Source organism: Pseudomonas anuradhapurensis, from assembly GCF_014269225.2.
Taxonomy (GTDB): domain Bacteria; phylum Pseudomonadota; class Gammaproteobacteria; order Pseudomonadales; family Pseudomonadaceae; genus Aquipseudomonas; species Aquipseudomonas anuradhapurensis.
The window spans coordinates 4,672,902-4,693,609 of record NZ_CP077097.1 but is presented as its reverse complement, the minus strand read 5'-3'; the positions used below and the strand labels follow the sequence as shown (position 1 = coordinate 4,693,609).

Sequence of the window (20,708 nt, the reverse complement as noted above, 5' to 3'; positions counted from 1 at the left end):
TGGCGCCTCATCCAACGAGTTGAACGAGTTTTATATGACCAAGCAGAAAATCCACGGCGAAGAACTGGTCGCCCTGACCAAGGCAGCGCTGGAAGACGTCAAGGCCCAGGACATCCAGGTCATCGACGTGCGCGAAAAGCACAGCCTGACCGACTACATGATCATTGCCACCGGTACCTCCAACCGCCAGATCAACGCGATGCTGGAAAAGGTCCGCGAAGCGGTCAAGGCCAAGGGCGCCCAGCCACTGGGTGAAGAAGGCAAGGGCGACAGCGACTGGGTACTGCTGGACCTGAACGACGTCATCGTGCACATGATGACCGCCGCTGCCCGCCAGTTCTACGACCTGGAGCGCCTGTGGCAGGGTGCCGAGCAGAGCCGTGCCGCCGATGGCAAGCACCACAGCCCGGACCAGGCCCACGAGTATTCCGAAAAGCTCAAGGACCGGGAATAAGGAAAGCGCTGTGCGTCTGCGCCTGATCGCGGTCGGCTCGCGCATGCCGAAGTGGGTCGAGGAAGGCTGGCATGAATATGCCAAGCGCCTGCCCGCCGAGCTGTCGCTGGAGCTGGTGGAAATCCCGCTGAATACCCGTGGCAAGAATGCCGATGTCGCCCGCCTGATTCGTCAGGAGGGCGAGGCCATGCTGAGCAAGGTTCAGCCCGGGGAGCGCATCGTCACCCTCGAGGTCCATGGCAAGCCCTGGAGTACCGAGCAACTGGCGACCGAGCTGGACCGCTGGCGCCTGGATGCGCGCACGGTGAATTTGATGGTGGGCGGCCCGGAAGGCCTGGCGCCGGAGGTCTGTGCGCGTGCCGAACAACGCTGGTCGCTGTCGCCGTTGACCCTGCCGCACCCGTTGGTAAGGATACTCATCGGCGAGCAGATCTACCGCGCCTGGACCGTGCTGTCCGGGCATCCTTACCACAAATGAGCCTGTAAGCAGCCCGATGTCGCAGCCGATCCGTCTCAAGGACCATGAGAAAGACGCCCGCCTGGTGCGCAACCGCGTCGTGGTGGGCGCAGTGGCGGTCGTGCTGCTGGTCTGCGTGCTGATCGCGCGGCTGTACTACCTGCAGATCATCCAGTACGACTACCACTCGACGCTGTCGGAGAACAACCGGGTGCATGTGCAGCCGATTCCGCCGACCCGCGGGCTGATCTTCGACCGTAACGGGGTGATCGTTGCCGACAACCGGCCCAGCTTCAGCCTGTCGATGACCCGTGAACGTGCGGGTAACTGGCAGGAAGTGCTGGATACCATCGTCGAAGTGCTGGAATTGACGCCCGATGATCGCGCCCTGTTCGAGAAGCGCATGCGCCAGGGCCGCCGGCCGTTCGAGCCAGTGCCGATCCTGTTCGAGCTCAACGAAGAGCAGATTGCTCGCGTGGCAGTGAACCAGTTCCGCCTGCCGGGTGTGGAAGTGGTGGCCCAGCTGGTGCGCCATTACCCGCAGGGTGCGCATTTCGCGCATTCGGTGGGGTATGTGGGGCGGATCAACGAGAAGGAGCTGAAAACGCTCGATCCGGTGAACTACAGCGGCACCCACCACATTGGCAAGACCGGCATCGAACGGTTCTACGAAGACGCCCTGCACGGCCAGGTGGGCTACGAGGAAGTCGAGACCAACGCTCGCGGCCGGGTGCTGCGCGTGCTCAAGCGTACCGACCCGAAACCGGGCAAGGACATCGTGCTGAGCCTGGACATCAAGTTGCAGGAAGCCGCCGAGGCCGCCCTGGGTGGTCGGCGCGGCGCCGTGGTGGCACTCGACCCGCGTACCGGCGAGGTGCTGGCAATGGTCAGCCAGCCCAGCTTCGACCCCAACCTGTTCGTCACCGGCATCGGTTTCAAGGCCTATGCCGAACTGCGCGACTCGATCGACCGGCCCTTGTTCAACCGCGTGCTGCGCGGCCTGTACCCGCCGGGTTCGACCATCAAACCGGCCGTGGCCATCGCCGGCCTGGACAGTGGTGTGGTCAATGCCGGCAGCCGGGTGTTCGACCCGGGTTACTACCAACTGCCCAACTACGACCACAAGTACCGCAACTGGAACCGCACCGGCGATGGCTGGGTCGACCTGGACACCGCGATCATGCGTTCCAACGACACCTACTTCTACGACCTGGCGCACAAGATGGGCATCGACCGGCTGTCCAGCTACATGAACAAGTTCGGTATCGGCCAGCGGGTTTCCCTGGACATGTTCGAAGAGTCCGCCGGGCTGATGCCGTCGCGGGAATGGAAGCGCGCTACCCGTCGCCAGGCGTGGTTCCCCGGCGAAACCCTGATCCTCGGTATCGGCCAGGGCTACATGCAGGCTACGCCGCTACAGCTGGCCCAGGCCACCGCGCTGATCGCCAACAAGGGCGTATGGAACCGCCCGCACCTGGCCAAGACCATCGAGGGCCAGCCGCCGGTGGACGACAACCCCATGGACAACATCGTGCTGCGTGACAAGTCCGACTGGGCCAAGGTCACCCATGGCATGGAGCAGGTGATGCACAACGCCCGCGGTACCGCACGCAAGGCGGCCATCGGCGCGCAGTACCGCATCGCCGGCAAGAGCGGTACCGCCCAGGTGGTGGCGATCAAGCAGGGCGAGAAGTATGACCGCAACAAACTCCAGGAGCGCCACCGCGACCACGCCCTGTTCGTCGCCTTCGCCCCGGCCGACGACCCGAAGATCGTGGTATCGGTGATGGTCGAGAACGGTGAGTCGGGCTCGGGTGTTGCCGCGCCGGTGGTACGCCAGGTGATGGACGCCTGGCTGCTCGACGAAAACGGCCGGCTCAAGCCCGAGTTCGCGCCCGCCACCGTTACCCAGGAATCAGCCCTGTGATGAACAATTTCGATCGCATGCTCTCCAGCGAGGATGTGATGCGTCGGCGCGCCAGTTTTCTGCAGCGCATCCACGTCGACGGCCCTTTGCTGGTCATTCTGCTGACCCTCGCGGCTGGCAGCCTGTTCGTGCTGTACTCGGCCAGTGGCAAGAACTGGGACTTGTTGCTCAAGCAGGCCACCTCGTTCGGCATCGGCCTTGCGTCGATGTTCATCATCGCCCAGCTGGAGCCCCGCTTCATGGCGCGCTGGGTGCCGTTGGCCTACCTGGTCGGGGTAATGCTGCTGGTGGTGGTCGACGTCATGGGCCACAACGCCATGGGCGCCACGCGCTGGATCAACATTCCCGGGGTGATTCGCTTCCAGCCCTCGGAGTTCATGAAGATCATCATGCCGGCGACCATCGCCTGGTACCTGTCCAAGCGCACCTTGCCGCCACATCTCAAGCACGTGGCGATCAGCCTGGTGCTGATTGGCGTGCCGTTCATCCTGATCGTGCGCCAGCCCGACCTGGGGACTGCGCTGCTGATCCTTGCCTCCGGTGCCTTCGTGCTGTTCATGGGCGGCCTGCGCTGGCGCTGGATCCTCAGCGTGCTGGCGGCGGCAGTGCCGGTGGCGGTGGCGATGTGGTTCTTCGTCATGCATGACTACCAGAAACAGCGGGTACTGACCTTCCTCGACCCGGAAAGCGACCCGTTGGGCACCGGCTGGAACATCATCCAGTCCAAGGCGGCGATCGGCTCGGGCGGTGTATTCGGCAAGGGCTGGCTGCTCGGGACGCAGTCGCACCTGGACTTCCTGCCGGAAAGCCACACCGATTTCATCATTGCCGTGCTCGGCGAGGAATTCGGCCTGGTCGGCATCTGCCTGTTGCTGATCGTCTATCTGCTGCTGATCGGCCGTGGCCTGGTGATTACCGCCCAGGCGCAGACCTTGTTCGGCAAGCTGCTGGCCGGCAGCCTGACCATGACCTTCTTTGTCTATGTATTCGTCAATATCGGGATGGTCAGCGGCCTTTTGCCCGTGGTGGGCGTGCCGCTGCCCTTCATCAGCTATGGCGGAACTTCGTTGGTGACGCTGCTGTCAGCGTTTGGCGTTCTGATGTCGATCCATACGCACCGCAAATGGATCGCGCAGGTTTGAATAAGGTGAACAATTTCATGCAAGCAGTGCGTAACTGGGCTGCCCGTTGTGCGCCGTGGGTCGGCGCGGTGGGCCTGTTCGGCGCTGTACAGCTGGCCCATGCCGGCGACTACCGGGACTCGCCGCAGATGGCCCAGTTCGTTGGCGAAATGAGCCGCGACTACGGTTTTGCCCCTGAACAGCTGATGGGCGTGTTCGCCGAGGTGCAACGCAAGCAGTCGATCCTCGACGCCATTTCGCGCCCGGCCGAACGGGTAAAACCGTGGAAGGACTACCGGCCGATGTTCATCACCGACGCGCGCATCGCCCGCGGTGTGGATTTCTGGCGCCAGCACGAGGCGGCGCTGGCCCGGGCCGAGCAGGAATATGGCGTACCGGCACAGTACATCGTCGCCATCATTGGCGTGGAAACCTTCTTTGGCCGCAACACCGGCAACTACCGGGTGATAGACGCGCTGTCGACGCTGAGCTTCGACTATCCGCCGCGGGCCGACTTCTTCCGCAAGGAGCTGCGCGAGTTCCTGCTGCTGTCTCGCGAAGAGCAGCTCGACCCATTGACCCTCAAGGGCTCCTACGCCGGCGCGATGGGCTTGCCGCAGTTCATGCCGAGCAGCTTCCGCAACTTTGCGGTGGACTTCGATGGCGACGGCCACATCAATATCTGGAACAACCCGGACGATGCCATCGGCAGTGTCGCCAGCTACTTCAAGCGCCACGGGTGGGTGGCCGGTGAAGGTGTGGTCAGCCGCGCCTGGGTGGATGGCGAGCGGGCCGACGAGGGCCTGACCACCGGCATCGAGCCGGTAAAGACGGTAGGGGAGTTGCGCGCGCTTGGCTGGTCGGTTCATGATTCCCTGCGCGATGATCTGCCGGTTACCGCCTTCCGTCTCGAGGGCGACAATGGCCCCGAATACTGGATGGGCCTGAAGAACTTCTACGCGATCACTCGCTACAACCGCAGCGTGATGTATGCCATGGCGGTGCATCAGCTTTCGGAACAGCTGGTTCAAGCACGGGGCGTCAACTAATGCGCGCAATCATCTCTGCCAATACTTTCAAGCTGCTGACCTGCCTCGCCGTTGGCGTGCTGCTGGCCAGCTGCTCTTCCAGCCGCCCAACCCAGCAAGGTAGCGGCAACGTGGTGCGCACCCAGCCGGGCCTGGATATCAACCGGGCGCACAAGGACGGCGCGCCGTGGTGGGACGTGGATGTGAGCAAGATCCCCGATGCCACGCCGACCGTGCACACCGGCAACTACAAGGCCAACCCGTACACGGTACTGGGCAAGACCTACTACCCGATGCAGGATGCCCGCAACTACCGCGCCGAGGGGACTGCGTCGTGGTATGGCACCAAGTTCCACGGGCAGAACACCGCCAACGGCGAGCTGTACGACCTGTACGGCATGAGTGCGGCGCACAAGACCTTGCCGCTGCCAGCCTATGTGCGGGTGACCAACCTGGCCAACGGCCGCAGCGTGATCCTGCGGGTCAACGACCGTGGGCCGTTCTACTCCGATCGCATCATCGACCTGTCCTATGCCGCGGCGAAGAAGCTCGGTTACGCTGAAATCGGTACCGCGCATGTGCGCGTCGAGGGCATCGACCCGCAGCAATGGTGGGCCCAGCGTGGCCAGACGCCGCCGATGGTGCTGAAGGAGCCGCAAGTGGCCCAGACCCAGGCGATCCCGGCCAGTACCGGGCGCGTCGAGCAATGGACGCCACCGCCGCAACAGCACGCAGCGCCTGTGGTGCCGGTGCAGGTTGGCGGCAACAACGTGCCGGCCAGCAACAGTGGCGGCAGCTTCCTGCAGGTGGGCGCCTTCGCCAACCCGGACGCCGCCGAACTGCTGCGTTCCAAGCTCAGCAGCATGGTCAGCGCGCCGGTATTCATCAGCTCGATCGTGCGTAACCAGCAAACCTTGCACCGCGTGCGCCTGGGGCCGATCAGCAGCCAGGGCGAGATCCAGCAGGCGCAGGACAGCATCCGCCTGGCGAACCTGGGGCAGGCCAAGCTGGTCACAGCTGACTGACCGCGTTGCCTTTTTCGCGGGCACGCCCGCTCCCACAGGGGCATGCGAAACCCTGTGGGAGCGGGCGTGCCCGCGAAGAAGGCAACACCAAACTGTCGGTTTTGTCATGAATTGCCGGGCGCAGGCATGTACAATGTCGGCTTTTGCCCGCAGCGACATAACGCCGCATTTTGCCGGGCCAGGCCTATGGCCACAAAACTAGACTGACTGGCGCTGGGCACATGATCTTGCCCAGGGAAATTCAGACCATTAGCGATTTTCGAGAGACGGATGAACATCACCAACCTTGCCAAACGACTTTGCCTGCCCGTACTGCTGATGATCACGCCGGCCGCCTTCGCGGCTGAGCAGATGACGCCGGCGCCACCGCAACTGGCAGCCAAGTCCTACGTACTCATGGACGCGTCCAGCGGCAACGTGCTGGTCGAGAACAACGGTGACGAGCGCCTGCCGCCAGCCAGCCTGACCAAGCTGATGACCGCCTACATCGCCACCCTCGACATCCGCCGCGGCCAGATCGGTGAAAACGACCCGGTAACCGTCAGCGAGAACGCCTGGCGTACCGGCGGTTCGCGCATGTTCATCAAGGTGGGCAGCCAGGTGACCGTCAGCGACCTGCTGCACGGCATCATCATCCAGTCCGGCAACGACGCCTCGGTCGCCCTGGCCGAGCACATCGCCGGCAGCGAAGATGCCTTCGCCGACATGATGAACAAGACTGCCGCCGACCTGGGCATGAGCAACAGCCACTTCATGAACCCGACCGGTCTGCCGCATCCGGACCACTACTCGTCGGCCCATGACATGGCGACCCTGGCCCGCGCGATCATCAATGTCGACCCGGCCCACTACGCCATCTATTCGCAGAAGGAATTCTTCTGGAACAACATCAAGCAGCCGAACCGCAACCTGCTGCTGTGGCGTGACAAGACCGTCGACGGCCTGAAGACCGGCCACACCGACGAAGCCGGCTACTGCATGGTGGCTTCCGCCGTTCGCGACGGCCAGCGCCTGATCGCCGTGGTGTTCGGCACCAACAGCGAGCAGTCGCGCGCAGCCGAGACCCAGAAGCTGCTGACCTATGGCTTCCGCTTCTTCGAAACCCAGACTTTCTACCAGAAGGGTACCGAGCTGACCAAGGCACCGGTCTGGAAAGGAGCCACTGGCGAAGTGAAAGCCGGCCTGGCCGAAGACCTGACCATGACCATGCCTAAAGGCCAATTGAAACGCCTTCAGGCTTCGATGACCATGAACCCGCAACTCACTGCACCGATTGCCAAAGGTGACGTGATCGGCAAAGTGGAAGTCAAACTGGACGAGAAAGTGGTTCACAGCGCCGACCTGATCGCCCTTGACGGCGTCGAGGAAGGTGGTTTCTTCCGCCGTATGTGGGATAGCATCCGTCTATTCTTCTACGGGTTGTTCAACTGATACGTGACCTGCATGCCCCCGCGTATCCTGCGGGGGCGTTGTTGTTGCCACGGCTTACGAGGCCGTTTCCGCCATGAGCGAACCAGACGTCAAGTCGCACAAGATCGAATTCCCCTGCGACGATTACCCGATCAAGGTCATCGGCGATACCGTGGTCGGTTTCCGCGATACGGTGATCGAGATTCTCAGCAAGCACGCCAAGGTCGACCTTGCCACGCTGGCCGAGCGCCAGAGCAAGGAAGGCAAGTACACCACCGTGCAGTTGCACATCGTTGCCGAAAGCGAGAACCAGCTGCACGATATCAATAGCGCCCTGCGCGCTACCGGCATCGTGAAAATGGTGCTCTGATGTCCGCCTGCCTCGGTTTTCGCGAGCTTGGCCTGCAGCCCTATGAACCGGTGCTGGAGGCCATGCGACGCTTCACCGAGCAACGCAGCCCGGACAGCCAGGATGAAGTCTGGCTGGTCGAGCACCCCGCTGTCTTCACCCAGGGCCAGGCCGGCAAGGCCGAGCACCTGTTGGTACCGGGTGACATCCCGGTGGTACAGACCGACCGCGGTGGCCAGGTAACCTACCATGGCCCCGGGCAACTGGTGGCCTACCTGCTGCTGGATGTGCGTCGGCTAGGGTTTGGCGTGCGTGAGCTGGTCAGCCGTATCGAGCAGACCCTCATCGACCTGCTCGCCAGTTATGATGTCCAGGCTGCGGCCAAGCCCGATGCCCCGGGCGTCTATGTCGATGGAGCGAAAATCGCCTCCCTCGGCCTGCGAATCCGCAATGGCCGTTCGTTCCACGGCCTTGCCCTGAACGTGGACATGGACCTTGCGCCATTCCGCCGAATCAACCCCTGCGGCTATGCGGGGCTGGCGATGACCCAGCTGCGCGACCTGGCAGGTCCTATCGAACTCGACGAGGTCAGGACAAGGCTGCGCGGACAGCTGGTCAAGCACCTCGACTACGCTGAGCAGACGACCCTTACGGGCGGAATCGACTGATATGACAACTGTGCAAGAAGCCGTGCCGAACCTGATACCTACCCAGGATGCCACCCAGCGCCCAGCGCCGAAGAAAGTGGAAGCCGGGGTCAAGTTGCGTGGTGCCGAGAAGGTGGCGCGCATCCCGGTGAAGATCATCCCCACCGACGAGCTGCCGAAGAAGCCCGACTGGATCCGCGTGCGTATCCCGGTTTCGCCCGAGGTAGACCGCATCAAGCAACTGCTGCGCAAGCACAAGTTGCACAGTGTGTGCGAAGAGGCGTCCTGCCCGAACCTGGGCGAGTGCTTCTCCGGTGGTACCGCGACCTTCATGATCATGGGTGACATCTGCACCCGCCGCTGCCCGTTCTGCGACGTGGGTCATGGCCGGCCGAAGCCGCTGGACCTGGATGAACCGAAGAACCTGGCGATCGCCATCGCCGACCTGCGCCTGAAGTACGTGGTGATCACCTCGGTCGACCGCGACGACCTGCGCGACGGCGGGGCCCAGCACTTCGCTGACTGCATCCGTGAAATTCGTGCGCTGTCGCCAGGCGTGCAACTGGAAACCCTGGTGCCGGACTACCGTGGCCGCATGGACATTGCGCTGGAAATTACCGCGCAAGAGCCGCCGGATGTGTTCAACCACAACCTCGAGACCGTACCGCGCCTGTACAAGGCCGCGCGTCCGGGGTCGGACTACGACTGGTCGCTGGACCTGCTGCAGAAGTTCAAGCAGCTGGTGCCGCACGTTCCGACCAAGTCGGGCCTGATGCTGGGTCTGGGCGAGACCGACGACGAAGTGATCGAGGTGATGCAGCGCATGCGCGAGCATGACATCGACATGCTCACCCTCGGCCAGTACCTGCAGCCATCGCGCAGCCACCTGCCGGTGCAGCGTTTCGTCCACCCGGACACCTTCGCCTGGTTCGCCGAGGAAGGTTACAAGATGGGCTTCAAGAACGTCGCTTCCGGGCCGCTGGTGCGTTCTTCCTACCACGCTGACCAACAGGCCCACGAGGCCAAGATCAAGCTCTGATCAAAGGTTGGGCCACACATGCCGATGCGCGCCGAAAGGCGCCATCGGCATTTTTGTTGATGGGGTTTCCTGCTGGTCGAGGTCGCTCCGCAGCGGCAGAATCGGGCCCCCAGGACCTGCAAGGAGTTGCATGTGAATTGCCTTGAGCGTACCGAACCTTGCCTGCCGATGGCGTTGCCGCACGACGCCTGCTTTGCCATCGTCGCGCCCGCCGGCCCGGCCCGGCTGGATACCCAGAAGGCCACCCGGTGGTTTGCCGAGCGTGGCTACCGTTGCCGGATCTACCAGGGAGCTCTGCAGGCGCAAGGATACCTGGCAGGCGCAGACCAGCAGCGCTTGCAAGACCTGCATGACGCTTTCGCCGACCCGGCGATCGACGCCATCCTGTGCATGCGTGGGGGGTATGGCAGCATGCGCCTGCTCGACCGGCTCGATTTCGAGCTGATCCGGTACAACCCCAAGCCGCTGATCGGCTACAGCGACATCACCGCGCTGCACACGGCCATTTACCGCAGGACCGGGCTGGTCACCTTCCATGGCGGAATGCTCAATGCAGACCTGTTGGGTGCCAAGCAGCAACCGACCGAGGCTTCGCTGCTGGCGCAGCTGGGTGGGCAGGTGCGCAGCGGCGAGCCAATCGCGCACCCGGCCGGCTACGCTTTGACCTGTGTACAGCCGGGTGTGGCCAGCGGGCCGCTACTAGGTGGCAACCTGTCGATGCTGGGGGCGACCTTGGGGACGATTGCCGAGTTGGATACCAAGGGTTGCATCCTGTTCATCGAGGACGTCAACGAGCCGCTGTACCGGGTAGACCGCCTGCTGACCCAGCTGCGCCTGGCGGGCAAGCTGGAGGGGATCGCGGGCGTGCTGGTGGGGGATTTTGCCGGGATTACCACGGTGGCGCTGACGCCGTTGCTGCAGGACATCTTCGGGCCGCTGGGCGTGCCGGTGCTGGCCGGTTGGCGAAGTGGCCATTGTGATCCGAATGTGTGCTTGCCGCTGGGGGCCAGGGTGCGGCTGGATAGTGTTGAGCAAACATTGGTGCTGGAGCAGGATCTGTTCAGGGCTTGAGATCGCCGGGGCTGCTTTGCAGCCCAGCGCGACACCAGGCCGCTGCTACAAACGATCGACAATCATCGGGATTATGCGGTCCCTGTTGCAGCGGCCTGTGTCGCGAAAGGGCCGCATGGCGGCCCCAGGACCCTCACTGCTGGCGCAGGCTCTCAAGCAGCTTGTGGGTCGGGTAGCCATCGGCCGGCCAGCCCAGCCCCTGCTGGGCATTACGGATCGCCTTGCGGGTGTTGGCGCCAATGATGCCGTCAGGGTTCCCCGCCTCATGCCCATTGCTATTCAGCAGGTTCTGCAGCTCCATGCGCTCGCTGCGGCTGAGCGGCAGGTCTTCCTTCGGCCAGCTGCCGGCGATGAAACCCCAGCCAGTGAAGCGGTCCCCCAGCAGGCTTACCGCCAGTGCATAGGACGACGAGTTGTTGTACTTGAGGATGGCGCGGAAGTTGTCCAGCACCAGGAACGCCGGGCCACGCGCGCCCGCTGGCAGTAGCAGGGCGGCAGACAGCTGGTTGCTGCCCACCGGCAGCTGAGTGCCCGCAGGCAGTTTCACGCCCTGCGCCAACCACTCGCTCACCGGCTTGCGCAGTGCGCCATCGGCTTGCCAGTAATCGAAGCCTGCTGGCACCTGTACCTCGAAGCCCCAAGGCTGGCCACGCTTCCAGCCCGAGCTCTGCAGGTAATGCGCGGTCGAAGCCAGGGCATCCGGGGTGCTGTTCCAGATGTCACGGCGGCCGTCACCGTCGAAGTCCACCGCATGGGTGTTATAGGTGGTCGGGATGAACTGGGTCTGGCCCATGGCGCCGGCCCACGAGCCACGCATTGCCTCAGGCTGGATGTCGCCATGCTGGATGATCTGCAGCGCGGCGATCAGCTGGTCCTGGGCAAATTGCGGACGACGGCCTTCATAGGCCAGGGTAGCCAGCGAGCGGATGACCGACTTGTTGCCCTGGAACTGGCCGAAGTTGCTTTCCATGCCCCACACGGCAACCAGCACCTGGCGGTCGACGCCATAGCGCTGCTCGATGAGCGTAAGCAAGTCTGCATGCTGTTCCAGCAGCTTCTTGCCATTGCGCACACGCAACGGTGACAGGGCGCCTTCGAGGTATTCCCACACCGGGCGGGTGAATTCCGGCTGGCTACGGTCGGCCTTGATCACGTCCATGTCAGGGGTGATACCGAGGAATGCGCGGTCGAAGGTATCCGGCGAAATACCGGCTTGCAGGGCTTGCTGGCGGAAACCGGCCTGCCATTGCGCGAAGGTTTGCAGAGGCTGGATTTCAGTGCTGACGTCGGGCGTGGTGCCGGGCAGGGTTACCACCGGGGCTGGCTGGGCGGGAGCCAGCGGCAGGGCATCGGCGGCGGTGGGCTTTTCTGCGCAGGCCACGAGCAGGATGAAACTGGAGGCCGCGAGCAACTGACGGGTTTTCCAGCGGGGGAGAAGACTGAGAAGCATGCACAGATCCAGAATTGCAGGTCAGGTGACGACCATATCATGCCTGCGCTTTCGATGCTTTCATGCGGCCAAAAAGTACGAAGCCTCCCAATCTCTCGATTGGAAGGCTTCGCGGCGGTAGCTGCCTTTGCCCTTGTTGGGTCGTTCCTGCCGGCAGCGGAACAGGGGCTGGGCGACGATGGACTTGGCCTTGTTGGGGCCGTGCTTTTTCGGCTGTTTGCTCATGGCGGGGTTCCCCGGTTTGGTGGTTTTCGCGGCGCACTGTAGGGCCCTGGGCAGCTGGGGGCCAATTGATTGTGTATATCGTCGAGATGCAGGGGGCTGCCTTGCAGCCCTGTGGGAGCGGGCGTGCCCGCGAACACCGGCGAAGCCGGTGCCATCCACCGCATCGCCTGATTCGCGGGCACGCCCGCTCTCACAGCGGCACCAGTTACTCGGGCGGGAGTGCCAGCCGCTGACCAGCCATCAGCAGCGACAAGCGCGCCAGGCCGGTCCACGGCGAGCCTTCAGCCTGCCCCTTGATCTGCGCATCGATACGCTGGGCATCCTGCAGCAACTGCGCCCAGCGTTGTGCCGACAAGCGCTGCAAGGCCTTGCTGACCAGTGGCCGGCGTTTGTCCCAGATCGGTGGACGGGCCTGGCTGAAAGCCTTGTCCAGCGGTACGCCCTGGCTGAACTGCTGGGCCAGCCCGGCCAGCTGACGCAGCTCACGGGCCAGGGCCCAGAGAATCACCGGGGGCTCCACGCCTTCACCGCGCAAGCCCTCGAGCATGCGCAGGGCATGCGCGGCTTCGCCATTGAGAATGGCATCGACCAGGCCGAAGACATCGAAGCGGGCGCTGTCGGCGACGGCGGCCTGCACGGTCTCTACGGTGATCTGGTTGCCTTCGGCCAGCAACTTGAGCTTTTCGATCTCTTGCGCAGCTGCCAACAGGTTGCCTTCGACACGTGCGGCGATCAGGTCGACGGCGTCCCGCTGTGCCGACAGGCCGGCCTGCTGCAGGCGCTGGTTGATCCACTGTGGCAGCTGGTGTACGTCCACCGGCCAGATCTGGATGAACTGGCAATGGGGACCTTCTATCAGCGCCTTGCCCCACTTGGTCTTCTGTGCGCTGCCGTCGAGCTTGGGCAGGCTGACCAGCAGCAGGGTGTCCTCGGCGGGCTTGGCGCAGTATTCCATCAGCGCGGCAGCGCCCTTGTCACCGGGCTTGCCGGAGGGCAGCCGCAGTTCCAGCAGGCGCCGCTGGGCGAACAGCGACAGGCTGGCACCAGCCTGGAGCAGGGTGCCCCAGTCGAAGTTGGCGTCGGCGCTGAACACCTGGCGCTCGTCGAACCCCTGCTGGCGCGCAGCGCTGCGGATGGCATCGGCGGCTTCCTGGCACAGCAGCGGATCGTCGCCGCTAACCACGTAGACCGGAGCCAGCGCACCTTGCAGGTGTTTGTTGAGTTGGGCGGGGGCGAGCTTCATGGTGAGCAGGCGGGGCACCCGAGAGTACCCCGCTCGGGCTTAGTTGCCCGGTACTTCCAGTGGCGATTGCTGAGGCGTTTCGGCCTGCTGGCGGCGGGCGGCCTCCAGCGCGGCGGCTTCGGCCTTGGCGCGTTCGTCGGCTTGACGCTGCAGCTCGTCCAGCTGCGACGGGGTCAGCATCTGCAAGCGAACCATCATCGCATTGACCAGGTCACGGCGCATTTCTTCACGGGCGCGGTTGGCTTCCTCTTCGGAGCCGGTGATGTTCGAGCCGTCGCGCACGTAGATCTTGCGCACTTCCAGCTTGTCGCTCATCAGCTCCAGGTTGTTCAGGCCCTGGATGCTGTAGTTCAGCACGGTGGTCAGCTCGTACTCGGCGGTACGGTTGCCGCTGTTGTAGGTCGCCGAGCGCTCGCGCTCCTGCTCGTTGGTCAGCACCAGGCGATACGGTGCGCCGGCGTGCACGTTGACGCCGCTGCGCTCCAGCGTTTCACGCAGCTGGACCACGGTCGGGCCGTAGGCGTTGCGCGCGCTGACGTCCATTTCCTTCACGCTCAGTTCGGTGGAACCGGTGCCGCGCAGCTGGAAACCGCAGGCGCTGAGCATGACCGCCAGGCCAATTACCAGCAAATTGCGTTTGATCATGTTGTTGCTCCCTTGTGGGCCTGTTCCGCCCGCCCGCAGTGGCTGCGGGCGGGCGTTGCCATCAGTTGGCGACGATGTTGACCAGCTTGCCCGGTACCACGATGACCTTGCGGATGGTCAGGCCATCGATGAAGCGCAGGACGTTCTCGTTGCTGCGCGCAGCCGCTTCGATTTCTTCACGGCTGGCGGCGGCCGGCATTTCCACCTGGCCACGCAGCTTGCCGTTGACCTGCACCACCAGGGTGACGGTGTCCTGTACCAGGGCCGCTTCGTCGACGGCTGGCCAGCTGGCGTCGATGACCGCCTGCTGGTGACCCAGCTGTTGCCACAGCTCGTGGGAGATGTGCGGGGTGATCGGGGCCAGCAGCAGGGTGACGGCTTCGAGGCCTTCGTGCAGCAGGGCGCGGTCCTGTTCGGTGGCCTGCGGGGCCTTTTCCAGTACGTTCATCACGGTCATCACCTGGGCGATGGCGGTGTTGAACTTGTGGTACTGGCCGACATCGGTGCTGGCCTGCTTGATGGCAGCGTGGATGGCGCGGCGGATGACCTTCTGCGCGTCGTCCAGGGCGGCGACGTCCAGCTTGCCCGGCAGGCCCTGGGCGACGTGGGCCTGGGCCAGGCGCCAGACGCGACGCAGGAAGCGGCTGGCACCCTCGACGCCGGAGTCGGACCATTCCAGGCTCATGTCGGGTGGCGAGGCGAACATCATGAACAGGCGGCAGGTGTCGGCGCCGTACTGGTCGATCATCGATTGCGGGTCGACGCCGTTGTTCTTCGACTTCGACATTTTTTCGGTACCGCCGATTTCCACCGGCAGGCCGTCGGTTTTCAGGCGGGCGCCAATGATCTTGGCCTTGGCATCGCGCTCGACCTCGACATCGGCCGGGTTGAACCAGTCCTTGCCGCCGTTGCTGGCCACGCGGTAGTAGGTTTCGGCGACCACCATGCCCTGGGTCAGCAGGTTCTTGAACGGCTCGTTCGAGGTGACCAGGCCTTCGTCACGCATCAGCTTGTGGAAGAAGCGTGCGTACAGCAGGTGCAGGATGGCGTGCTCGATACCACCGATGTACTGGTCGACCGGCAGCCAGTGGTTGGCCGCTTTCGGGTCGACCATGCCACCTTCGTAGTTCGGCGAGGCGTAGCGGGCGAAGTACCAGGACGACTCGACGAAGGTGTCCATGGTGTCGGTTTCGCGCTTGGCTGCGGCGCCACATTTCGGGCAGCTGCATTCGTAGAATTCCGGCATGCGCGCCAGTGGCGAACCGGCGCCATCCGGCACCACGTTCTCCGGCAGGGTGACCGGCAGCTGGTCTTCCGGCACCGGCACGTCGCCGCACGACGGGCAATGGATGATCGGGATCGGGCAGCCCCAGTAGCGCTGGCGGCTGATGCCCCAGTCGCGCAGGCGGAACTGGGTCCGCGACTTGCCCAGTTCCTTGCGGATCAGGGCCGCTTCGATGGCGTCGAAGGCACCGGCGAAGTCCAGGCCGTCGAACTCGCCGGAGTTGATCAGTTGGCCATGCTCGCCATAGGCGGCCAGCCATTCGCTGCCGACTTCCTCACCCGCGCTGGTGCGCACCACCGCCTTGACCGGCAGGTTGTACTTGTGGGCGAACTCGAAGTCGCGCTCGTCGTGGGCCGGCACGGCCATTACAGCGCCATCACCGTAGTGCATCAGCACGTAGTTGGCGACCCACACCGGCAGCTTCTCGCCGGTCAGCGGGTGTTCGACCAGCAGGGAAGTGGCCATGCCCTTCTTCTCCTGGGTGGCCATGTCGGCTTCGGCAACGCTGCCGCTCTTGCATTCGTCGATGAACGCCTGCAGCGCCGGGTTGCCCTGGGCCGCCTGGGTAGCCAGCGGGTGCTCGGCGGCGACGGCGACGTAGGTGGCGCCCATCAGCGTGTCGGGGCGGGTGGTGAAGACCTTGAGGGTACCTGCGTGGCCAATGCTGGCCTGGTCGTACGGGAACTGCACTTCCATGCCGCGCGACTTGCCGATCCAGTTGCGCTGCATGGTCTTGACCTGCTCGGGCCAGCCCGGCAGCTCATCGAGGCTTTCCAGCAGCTCGTCGGCGTAGTCGGTGATGCGGAAATAGTACATCGGGATTTCGCGCTTTTCGATCAGCGCGCCCGAACGCCAGCCACGGCCATCGATGACCTGCTCGTTGGCCAGTACGGTCTGGTCCGCCGGGTCCCAGTTCACGGTGCCGTTCTTGCGGTAGATGATGCCTTTTTCGAACAGGCGGGTGAACAGCCACTGCTCCCAACGGTAGTAGTCAGGTTTGCAGGTGGTCACTTCGCGTGCCCAGTCGATGGCCAGGCCCAGGCTCTTGAGCTGGGTCTTCATGTAGTCGATGTTTTCGTACGTCCACTTGGCCGGGGCGACGTTGTTCTTCATCGCCGCGTTTTCCGCGGGCATGCCGAAAGCGTCCCAGCCCATCGGCTGCAGCACGTTCTTGCCCAGCATGCGCTGGTAGCGGGCAATCACGTCACCGATGGTGTAGTTGCGCACGTGGCCCATGTGTAGCTTGCCGCTCGGGTACGGGAACATCGACAGGCAGTAGTAGGTGTCCTTGCCTGGCTGTTCGGTAACAGCGAACGATTGTTGCTCGTCCCAGAACTTCTGGGCGGCGGCTTCGATATCACGGGGCGTGTATTGTTCGTGCATGGCTACTTTTTGCTGAGAGGGAAGAGACCTTGTTCCAGGCAGCGGAACCTCGCTGCGTCCGGCACTCCGGTGTCGTTTAGAGTGAACGCCGTAGCATACAGCAGCGCCGCGCATCGTGGGAAACCTTCGTTGCTTATGCCCGCTGGTCGCGGCGCGCGGCTGCTTTTTGCAACAACGCTAAGCTCAGGTGTGGGGGGAGATATTCTTATCTTCAATGAGGTGAACGGATGGGAGAGACGCAGCTACCCGCAATCAAACCGGAGCTATACGAACGCCTGATCGACCGGCTTGGCCTGGCACTGGAAGTGGCCAGGACCTCGGTGCGATTGCGCGACGAGATGCCAGCTGAACTGGAGTTGCGTGGCCTGAGCCATGCGGAGTTCGAACTGATCAAGGCCTACCTGGATTCCCTCCCGGAGCGCCACAATGCCTGTGTCGGCAGTTACCCACAAGCGGAGCCGACATCGGCCAAGATCATCTGGCTCAAGGACAAGAAACGCCCCGCCAGTTCGGCGAGATCCAGGACGCTGCCGCATCGCTAGCCGTTCAGGACGCCAGGCGCAGGCTATAGCGCGCCGGTTCTCAAAAACTTGCATATCTCATGATCGGCGCCGGCTGCAATCTTGTTGGCCGGCGTCGATCCTTCTAGGCTGCACGCCTGACCAGGAGGTGTGGCCGATGGCTTTGCGATTCTTCATCAAGCAATGGTTGATGCCGCCGGGCATCCTGTTCCTGCTGCTGTTGGCGGCATGGTGGCTGCGCGCGCGGCGGCCGCGGCTGGCCGCGCTGTGCTTTGCCGTGGGCCTGGCAGGCCTGTGGTTGATGAGTTTGCCGCTGGTGATGCAGCAAACGGCACGTGTTCTGGAAACGGAGCCGCCGCTGGCCGTGACCGACTGGGCGGGCCTGGCAAGCCAGGCAGATGCCATCGTGGTACTGGGAGCAGGGCGTGAACGCGGTGACCCGGCCTGGGGCGGCAGCGACCAGCCCACGGCCACTGCCCTGGAGCGCATGCGCTTTGCCGCACGGCTGGCCAAGGCCTCGGGCCTGCCGGTGCTGACCAGTGGTGGCTTGCACTATGGCTCGCCACCGAGCGAGGCGCAGTTGATGGCGGACTGCCTGCGTGAAGATTTCGGCGTCGAGGTGAAATGGCGGGAGGAGGCCAGTCGTACCACCTGGGAGAACGCCCAGCTGTCTGCCAAGGTGCTGCAGCCGTTGGGGATTCGCCGGGTGGTCGTGGTCACCCAGGCGTGGCACATGCAGCGCTCGCGCTGGAGTTTCGAGCAGGCGGGGTTCGAGGTGGTGCCGGCGCCGGTCGGGTTCCTCGGGCGTGATCATGCGCGGCCGTTTGCCGGCTTGCTGCCGGAAAGCCGGGCGCTGTGGCAGAGCGGGCAGTTGCTCAATGAAGGGGTGGGGCTGGTGGGGTATCGGCTGTTCTACTGAGCCTTGTGTTGCCTGTGCCGGCCTCTTCGCGGGTGAACCCGCTCCCACAGGTACACCGCAGGCCATGGGCTTGTGCGGTCTCTGTGGGAGCGGGTTCACCCGCGAAGAGGCCAGTACAGGAAAACTCAAACGGTCTTGGCAATGCGCCCCGCCAGCAACGCCCAACCCAGCAGCAATGCGCAGACGATCGCCAGCGGCCACGAGCGCCATTGCAGGTACGGCGTCAGTTGCTGCATCGGCACTACCTCGCCATACAGCACCGCCTGCTGGAACTGTGGAATCTGCGTGGTAATGCGGCCAAACGGGTCGATCAGCGCGGTCACACCATTGTTGGTGGCGCGGATCATCCAGCGCCCGGCCTCCAGCGCCCGCATCTGTGCCATCTGCAGGTGTTGCAGCGGGCCGATCGAGGTACCGAACCAGGTATCGTTGCTGATCGTCAGCAGCAGGTCGCTGCGAGCAGCCAGGCTGGCGGCGAACTCGGGGTAGACCACCTCATAGCAGATGTAAGGCGCAATGTGATAGCCCTTTGCCTGCAGCAGCGGCTGGTCTTCCGGGCCGCGGGCGAAGTCCGACATCGGCAGGTTGAAGAACTCGATCAGGCCTCGCAGCATGTCCTGCAGCGGCACGTATTCGCCAAACGGCACCAGCTTCTGCTTGAGGTAGGTGCCGTCGCCCTCACCGGTGACAGTGATGCCGTTGTAGTAGCGGCGTTGGTGATGCACCACTTCGCGCACCGGCACGCCCGTGATCAGCGCCGAATTTCGCCCGGCGGCGAAGCGCCCCATCACGTCGATATAACCCTGGGCCTGGTCCTTGAGCACCGGTACGGCGGTTTCCGGCCACACCAGCAGGTCCACCGGCCGGGAGCTGAAGCTCAGGTCACGGTACAGCGCCAGTTGCGCGTCGATGTGCGCCGGGTCCCATTTCAACTCTTGCTCGACGTTGCCCTGGATGGCCGCGACCTTCAACGGGTCGCCTGCGGGCTTGGTCCAGGCATGGCCCTTGAGCGCCAGGCCCAGTAGCCATGGCGCGAGCAACAGCAGGCAGGCGACCCCCAGGAAGGCGGGGCGCGCGCGCAGGCGGTGCAGGTTGCACAGCAGGGCGGCACTCAGGGCCAGGGTGAAGGAGATCAGCCAGACGCCGCCCAGCGGGGCCAGGCCGGCCAGCGGGCCGTCCAGCTGGCTGTAGCCAGCGTAGAGCCAGGGGAAACCGGTCAGGAACCAGCCGCGGAAGGCCTCTTGCAGCAGCCACAGGGCGGCGAAGCACAGGGCGTCGGCCAGCGGCGCTTCGTTGCGCCGCAACCAGCGTGCCCACAGCCAGGTGGGCAGGGCGAAGAACCAGGCCAGGGCGGCGAAGAACGCCAGCAGCAGCAGGATCGCCAGCAACGGCGAGGCGCCGCCGTAGGTGTTCATGCTGACGTAGATCCACCAGGTGCCAGCGCCATACAGGCCGAAGCCGAACCACCAGCCACGCCACATGGCCTGACGCGGGCTGAGCTCGCGCAGGCCAAGGTAGAGCACGGCGATGGACAACAAGGCCAGCGGCCAGATGTTGAATGGCGCCAGGGCCAGGAGGGTGGAAGCGCCGGCCGCCAGGGCCAGCAGGTTACCGGGCCAGCCGGGGCGGGTGATCCAACGCATGTTCGTCCTTAACGGGTGATCGGTGTCAGGCGCAGTAAGTGTATCCGCCGGCTGTCGGCGTTGAGAATACGGAACTTGTAGGGGCCGATCTCGGTGGTTTCGTTGCGCTTGGGCAGGTGGCCGAAGGCGCTCATCACCAGGCCACCCACCGTGTCGAATTCGTCATCGGAGAACTCGCTGTCGAAGAACTCGTTGAAGTTCTCGATCGGGGTCAGTGCCTTGATCAGGAAGTCACCGCTTGGCAGCGGCTTGATGTAGCTGTCTTCCTCGACGTCGTGCTCGTCCTCGATGTCACCGACGATCTGTTCCAGCACGTCTTCGATGGTGACCAGGCCGGCCACGCCGCCGTACTCGTCGATGACGATGGCCATGTGGTTGTGGTTGGCGCGGAATTCGCGCAGCAGCACGTTCAGGCGCTTGGACTCGGGCACGAAGGTGGCCGGGCGCAGCAGGTCCTTGATGTTGAAGCTGTCGCCGTTTTCCTTGAGGATCAGCGGCAGCAGGTCCTTGGCGAGCAGGATCCCCAGCACATCGTCGTGGCTTTCGCCGATCACCGGGTAGCGCGAGTGCGCGGCGTCGATCACCGCCGGCAGGAACTCGCGTGGCGACTGGCTGGCCTTGATGCTGATCATCTGCGAGCGCGGCACCATGATGTCGCGCACCTGCAGGTCGGCGACCTGGATGGCGCCTTCGACGATGGTCAGTGCTTCGCTGTCCAGCAGTTTGTTCTGGTGCGCTTCGCGCAGCAGCTCGAGGAGCTCCTGGCGGTTTTTCGGCTCATGGGCAAAAGCCTGGGTCAGTTTACCCAGCCAGGACTTCTGCCCGTTGCTCGATCGATCTTCGCTCATGGCGGTTCTCGTGATCCT

The 20,708-nt window shown here is 64.0% G+C and carries 20 protein-coding genes; 13 read left to right on the top strand and 7 right to left on the bottom strand.

Going from position 1 to position 20,708, the window contains the following annotated elements; translation table 11 throughout:
• The first annotated feature begins 34 nt into the window (after nt 1–34).
• The 11 genes from rsfS to HU763_RS21465 all read left to right on the top strand — a co-directional run bounded on the left by rsfS (nt 35) and on the right by HU763_RS21465 (nt 10,528).
• Nucleotides 35–454 carry a ribosome silencing factor gene (gene rsfS / locus HU763_RS21515; protein ID WP_087499514.1) on the top strand — a complete coding sequence of 140 codons (420 nt, stop codon included), beginning with the start codon at nt 35–37 and terminating at the stop codon, nt 452–454.
• 10 nt (nt 455–464) lie between these two features.
• Nucleotides 465–932 (top strand): 23S rRNA (pseudouridine(1915)-N(3))-methyltransferase RlmH, encoded by a 468-nt coding sequence (gene rlmH, locus HU763_RS21510; protein ID WP_003249722.1) that lies wholly within the window; start codon nt 465–467, stop codon nt 930–932.
• 16 nt (nt 933–948) lie between these two features.
• On the top strand, nt 949–2,838 hold the full coding sequence (gene mrdA, locus HU763_RS21505; RefSeq protein WP_170032884.1) for a penicillin-binding protein 2: 1,890 nt from the start codon (nt 949–951) through the stop codon (nt 2,836–2,838).
• A 38-nt stretch (nt 2,839–2,876) separates the two neighbouring features.
• Nucleotides 2,877–3,980 carry a rod shape-determining protein RodA gene (gene rodA / locus HU763_RS21500; RefSeq protein WP_170034301.1) on the top strand — a complete coding sequence of 368 codons (1,104 nt, stop codon included), beginning with the start codon at nt 2,877–2,879 and terminating at the stop codon, nt 3,978–3,980.
• A 17-nt stretch (nt 3,981–3,997) separates the two neighbouring features.
• On the top strand, nt 3,998–5,008 hold the full coding sequence (gene mltB, locus HU763_RS21495) for a lytic murein transglycosylase B (protein WP_186686580.1): 1,011 nt from the start codon (nt 3,998–4,000) through the stop codon (nt 5,006–5,008).
• The gene (locus HU763_RS21490; protein ID WP_186686582.1) at nt 5,008–6,012 is read left to right on the top strand and encodes a septal ring lytic transglycosylase RlpA family protein; all 1,005 of its coding nucleotides are present in this window, start codon (nt 5,008–5,010) and stop codon (nt 6,010–6,012) included. Before mltB ends, HU763_RS21490 begins: the two co-directional genes overlap by 1 nt.
• Before the next feature lie 270 nt (nt 6,013–6,282).
• Nucleotides 6,283–7,443, top strand: a complete 1,161-nt coding sequence (locus tag HU763_RS21485) for a D-alanyl-D-alanine carboxypeptidase family protein (protein ID WP_186672699.1) — start codon at nt 6,283–6,285, stop codon at nt 7,441–7,443.
• Between the two features lie 73 nt (nt 7,444–7,516).
• Nucleotides 7,517–7,792 carry a DUF493 domain-containing protein gene (locus HU763_RS21480; protein WP_186686585.1) on the top strand — a complete coding sequence of 92 codons (276 nt, stop codon included), beginning with the start codon at nt 7,517–7,519 and terminating at the stop codon, nt 7,790–7,792.
• Nucleotides 7,792–8,439 carry a lipoyl(octanoyl) transferase LipB gene (gene lipB / locus HU763_RS21475; RefSeq protein ID WP_013974352.1) on the top strand — a complete coding sequence of 216 codons (648 nt, stop codon included), beginning with the start codon at nt 7,792–7,794 and terminating at the stop codon, nt 8,437–8,439. Before HU763_RS21480 ends, lipB begins: the two co-directional genes overlap by 1 nt.
• A gap of 1 nt (nt 8,440) precedes the next feature.
• Nucleotides 8,441–9,457, top strand: coding sequence for a lipoyl synthase (gene lipA / locus HU763_RS21470; RefSeq protein WP_225931904.1), 1,017 nt, complete (start codon nt 8,441–8,443; stop codon nt 9,455–9,457).
• Between the two features lie 168 nt (nt 9,458–9,625).
• Entirely contained in the window at nt 9,626–10,528 is a 903-nt protein-coding gene (locus HU763_RS21465) for a S66 peptidase family protein (RefSeq protein ID WP_186686761.1), read from the top strand.
• Between the two features lie 133 nt (nt 10,529–10,661).
• On the opposite strand, the gene HU763_RS21460 is transcribed toward HU763_RS21465, so the two are convergent.
• The 5 genes from HU763_RS21460 to leuS form a co-directional block, all read right to left on the bottom strand.
• Complete coding sequence (locus HU763_RS21460) at nt 10,662–11,978, bottom strand: lytic murein transglycosylase (RefSeq protein WP_186686587.1); 1,317 nt, start codon at nt 11,976–11,978, stop codon at nt 10,662–10,664.
• A 60-nt stretch (nt 11,979–12,038) separates the two neighbouring features.
• On the bottom strand, nt 12,039–12,203 hold the full coding sequence (gene arfA / locus HU763_RS21455; protein WP_170032870.1) for an alternative ribosome rescue factor ArfA: 165 nt from the start codon (nt 12,201–12,203) through the stop codon (nt 12,039–12,041).
• A gap of 205 nt (nt 12,204–12,408) precedes the next feature.
• Nucleotides 12,409–13,446 carry a DNA polymerase III subunit delta gene (holA, locus tag HU763_RS21450; RefSeq protein WP_170034297.1) on the bottom strand — a complete coding sequence of 346 codons (1,038 nt, stop codon included), beginning with the start codon at nt 13,444–13,446 and terminating at the stop codon, nt 12,409–12,411.
• A gap of 39 nt (nt 13,447–13,485) precedes the next feature.
• Complete coding sequence (locus tag HU763_RS21445) at nt 13,486–14,091, bottom strand: LPS-assembly lipoprotein LptE (protein ID WP_170032868.1); 606 nt, start codon at nt 14,089–14,091, stop codon at nt 13,486–13,488.
• A 61-nt stretch (nt 14,092–14,152) separates the two neighbouring features.
• Complete coding sequence (leuS, locus tag HU763_RS21440; RefSeq protein WP_186686589.1) at nt 14,153–16,759, bottom strand: leucine--tRNA ligase; 2,607 nt, start codon at nt 16,757–16,759, stop codon at nt 14,153–14,155.
• 227 nt (nt 16,760–16,986) lie between these two features.
• On the opposite strand from leuS, the gene HU763_RS21435 reads away from it, so the two are divergent.
• Nucleotides 16,987–17,301 (top strand): hypothetical protein, encoded by a 315-nt coding sequence (locus HU763_RS21435; protein ID WP_170032865.1) that lies wholly within the window; start codon nt 16,987–16,989, stop codon nt 17,299–17,301.
• Between the two features lie 136 nt (nt 17,302–17,437).
• Nucleotides 17,438–18,199 (top strand): YdcF family protein, encoded by a 762-nt coding sequence (locus tag HU763_RS21430; RefSeq protein WP_186686592.1) that lies wholly within the window; start codon nt 17,438–17,440, stop codon nt 18,197–18,199.
• A 125-nt stretch (nt 18,200–18,324) separates the two neighbouring features.
• On the opposite strand, the gene lnt is transcribed toward HU763_RS21430, so the two are convergent.
• Together lnt and HU763_RS21420 are read right to left on the bottom strand one after the other, a co-directional pair.
• The gene (lnt, locus tag HU763_RS21425) at nt 18,325–19,842 is read right to left on the bottom strand and encodes an apolipoprotein N-acyltransferase (protein WP_186686594.1); all 1,518 of its coding nucleotides are present in this window, start codon (nt 19,840–19,842) and stop codon (nt 18,325–18,327) included.
• 8 nt (nt 19,843–19,850) lie between these two features.
• Nucleotides 19,851–20,690, bottom strand: coding sequence for an HlyC/CorC family transporter (locus HU763_RS21420; protein ID WP_186686596.1), 840 nt, complete (start codon nt 20,688–20,690; stop codon nt 19,851–19,853).
• Between the last annotated feature and the right edge of the window lie 18 nt (nt 20,691–20,708).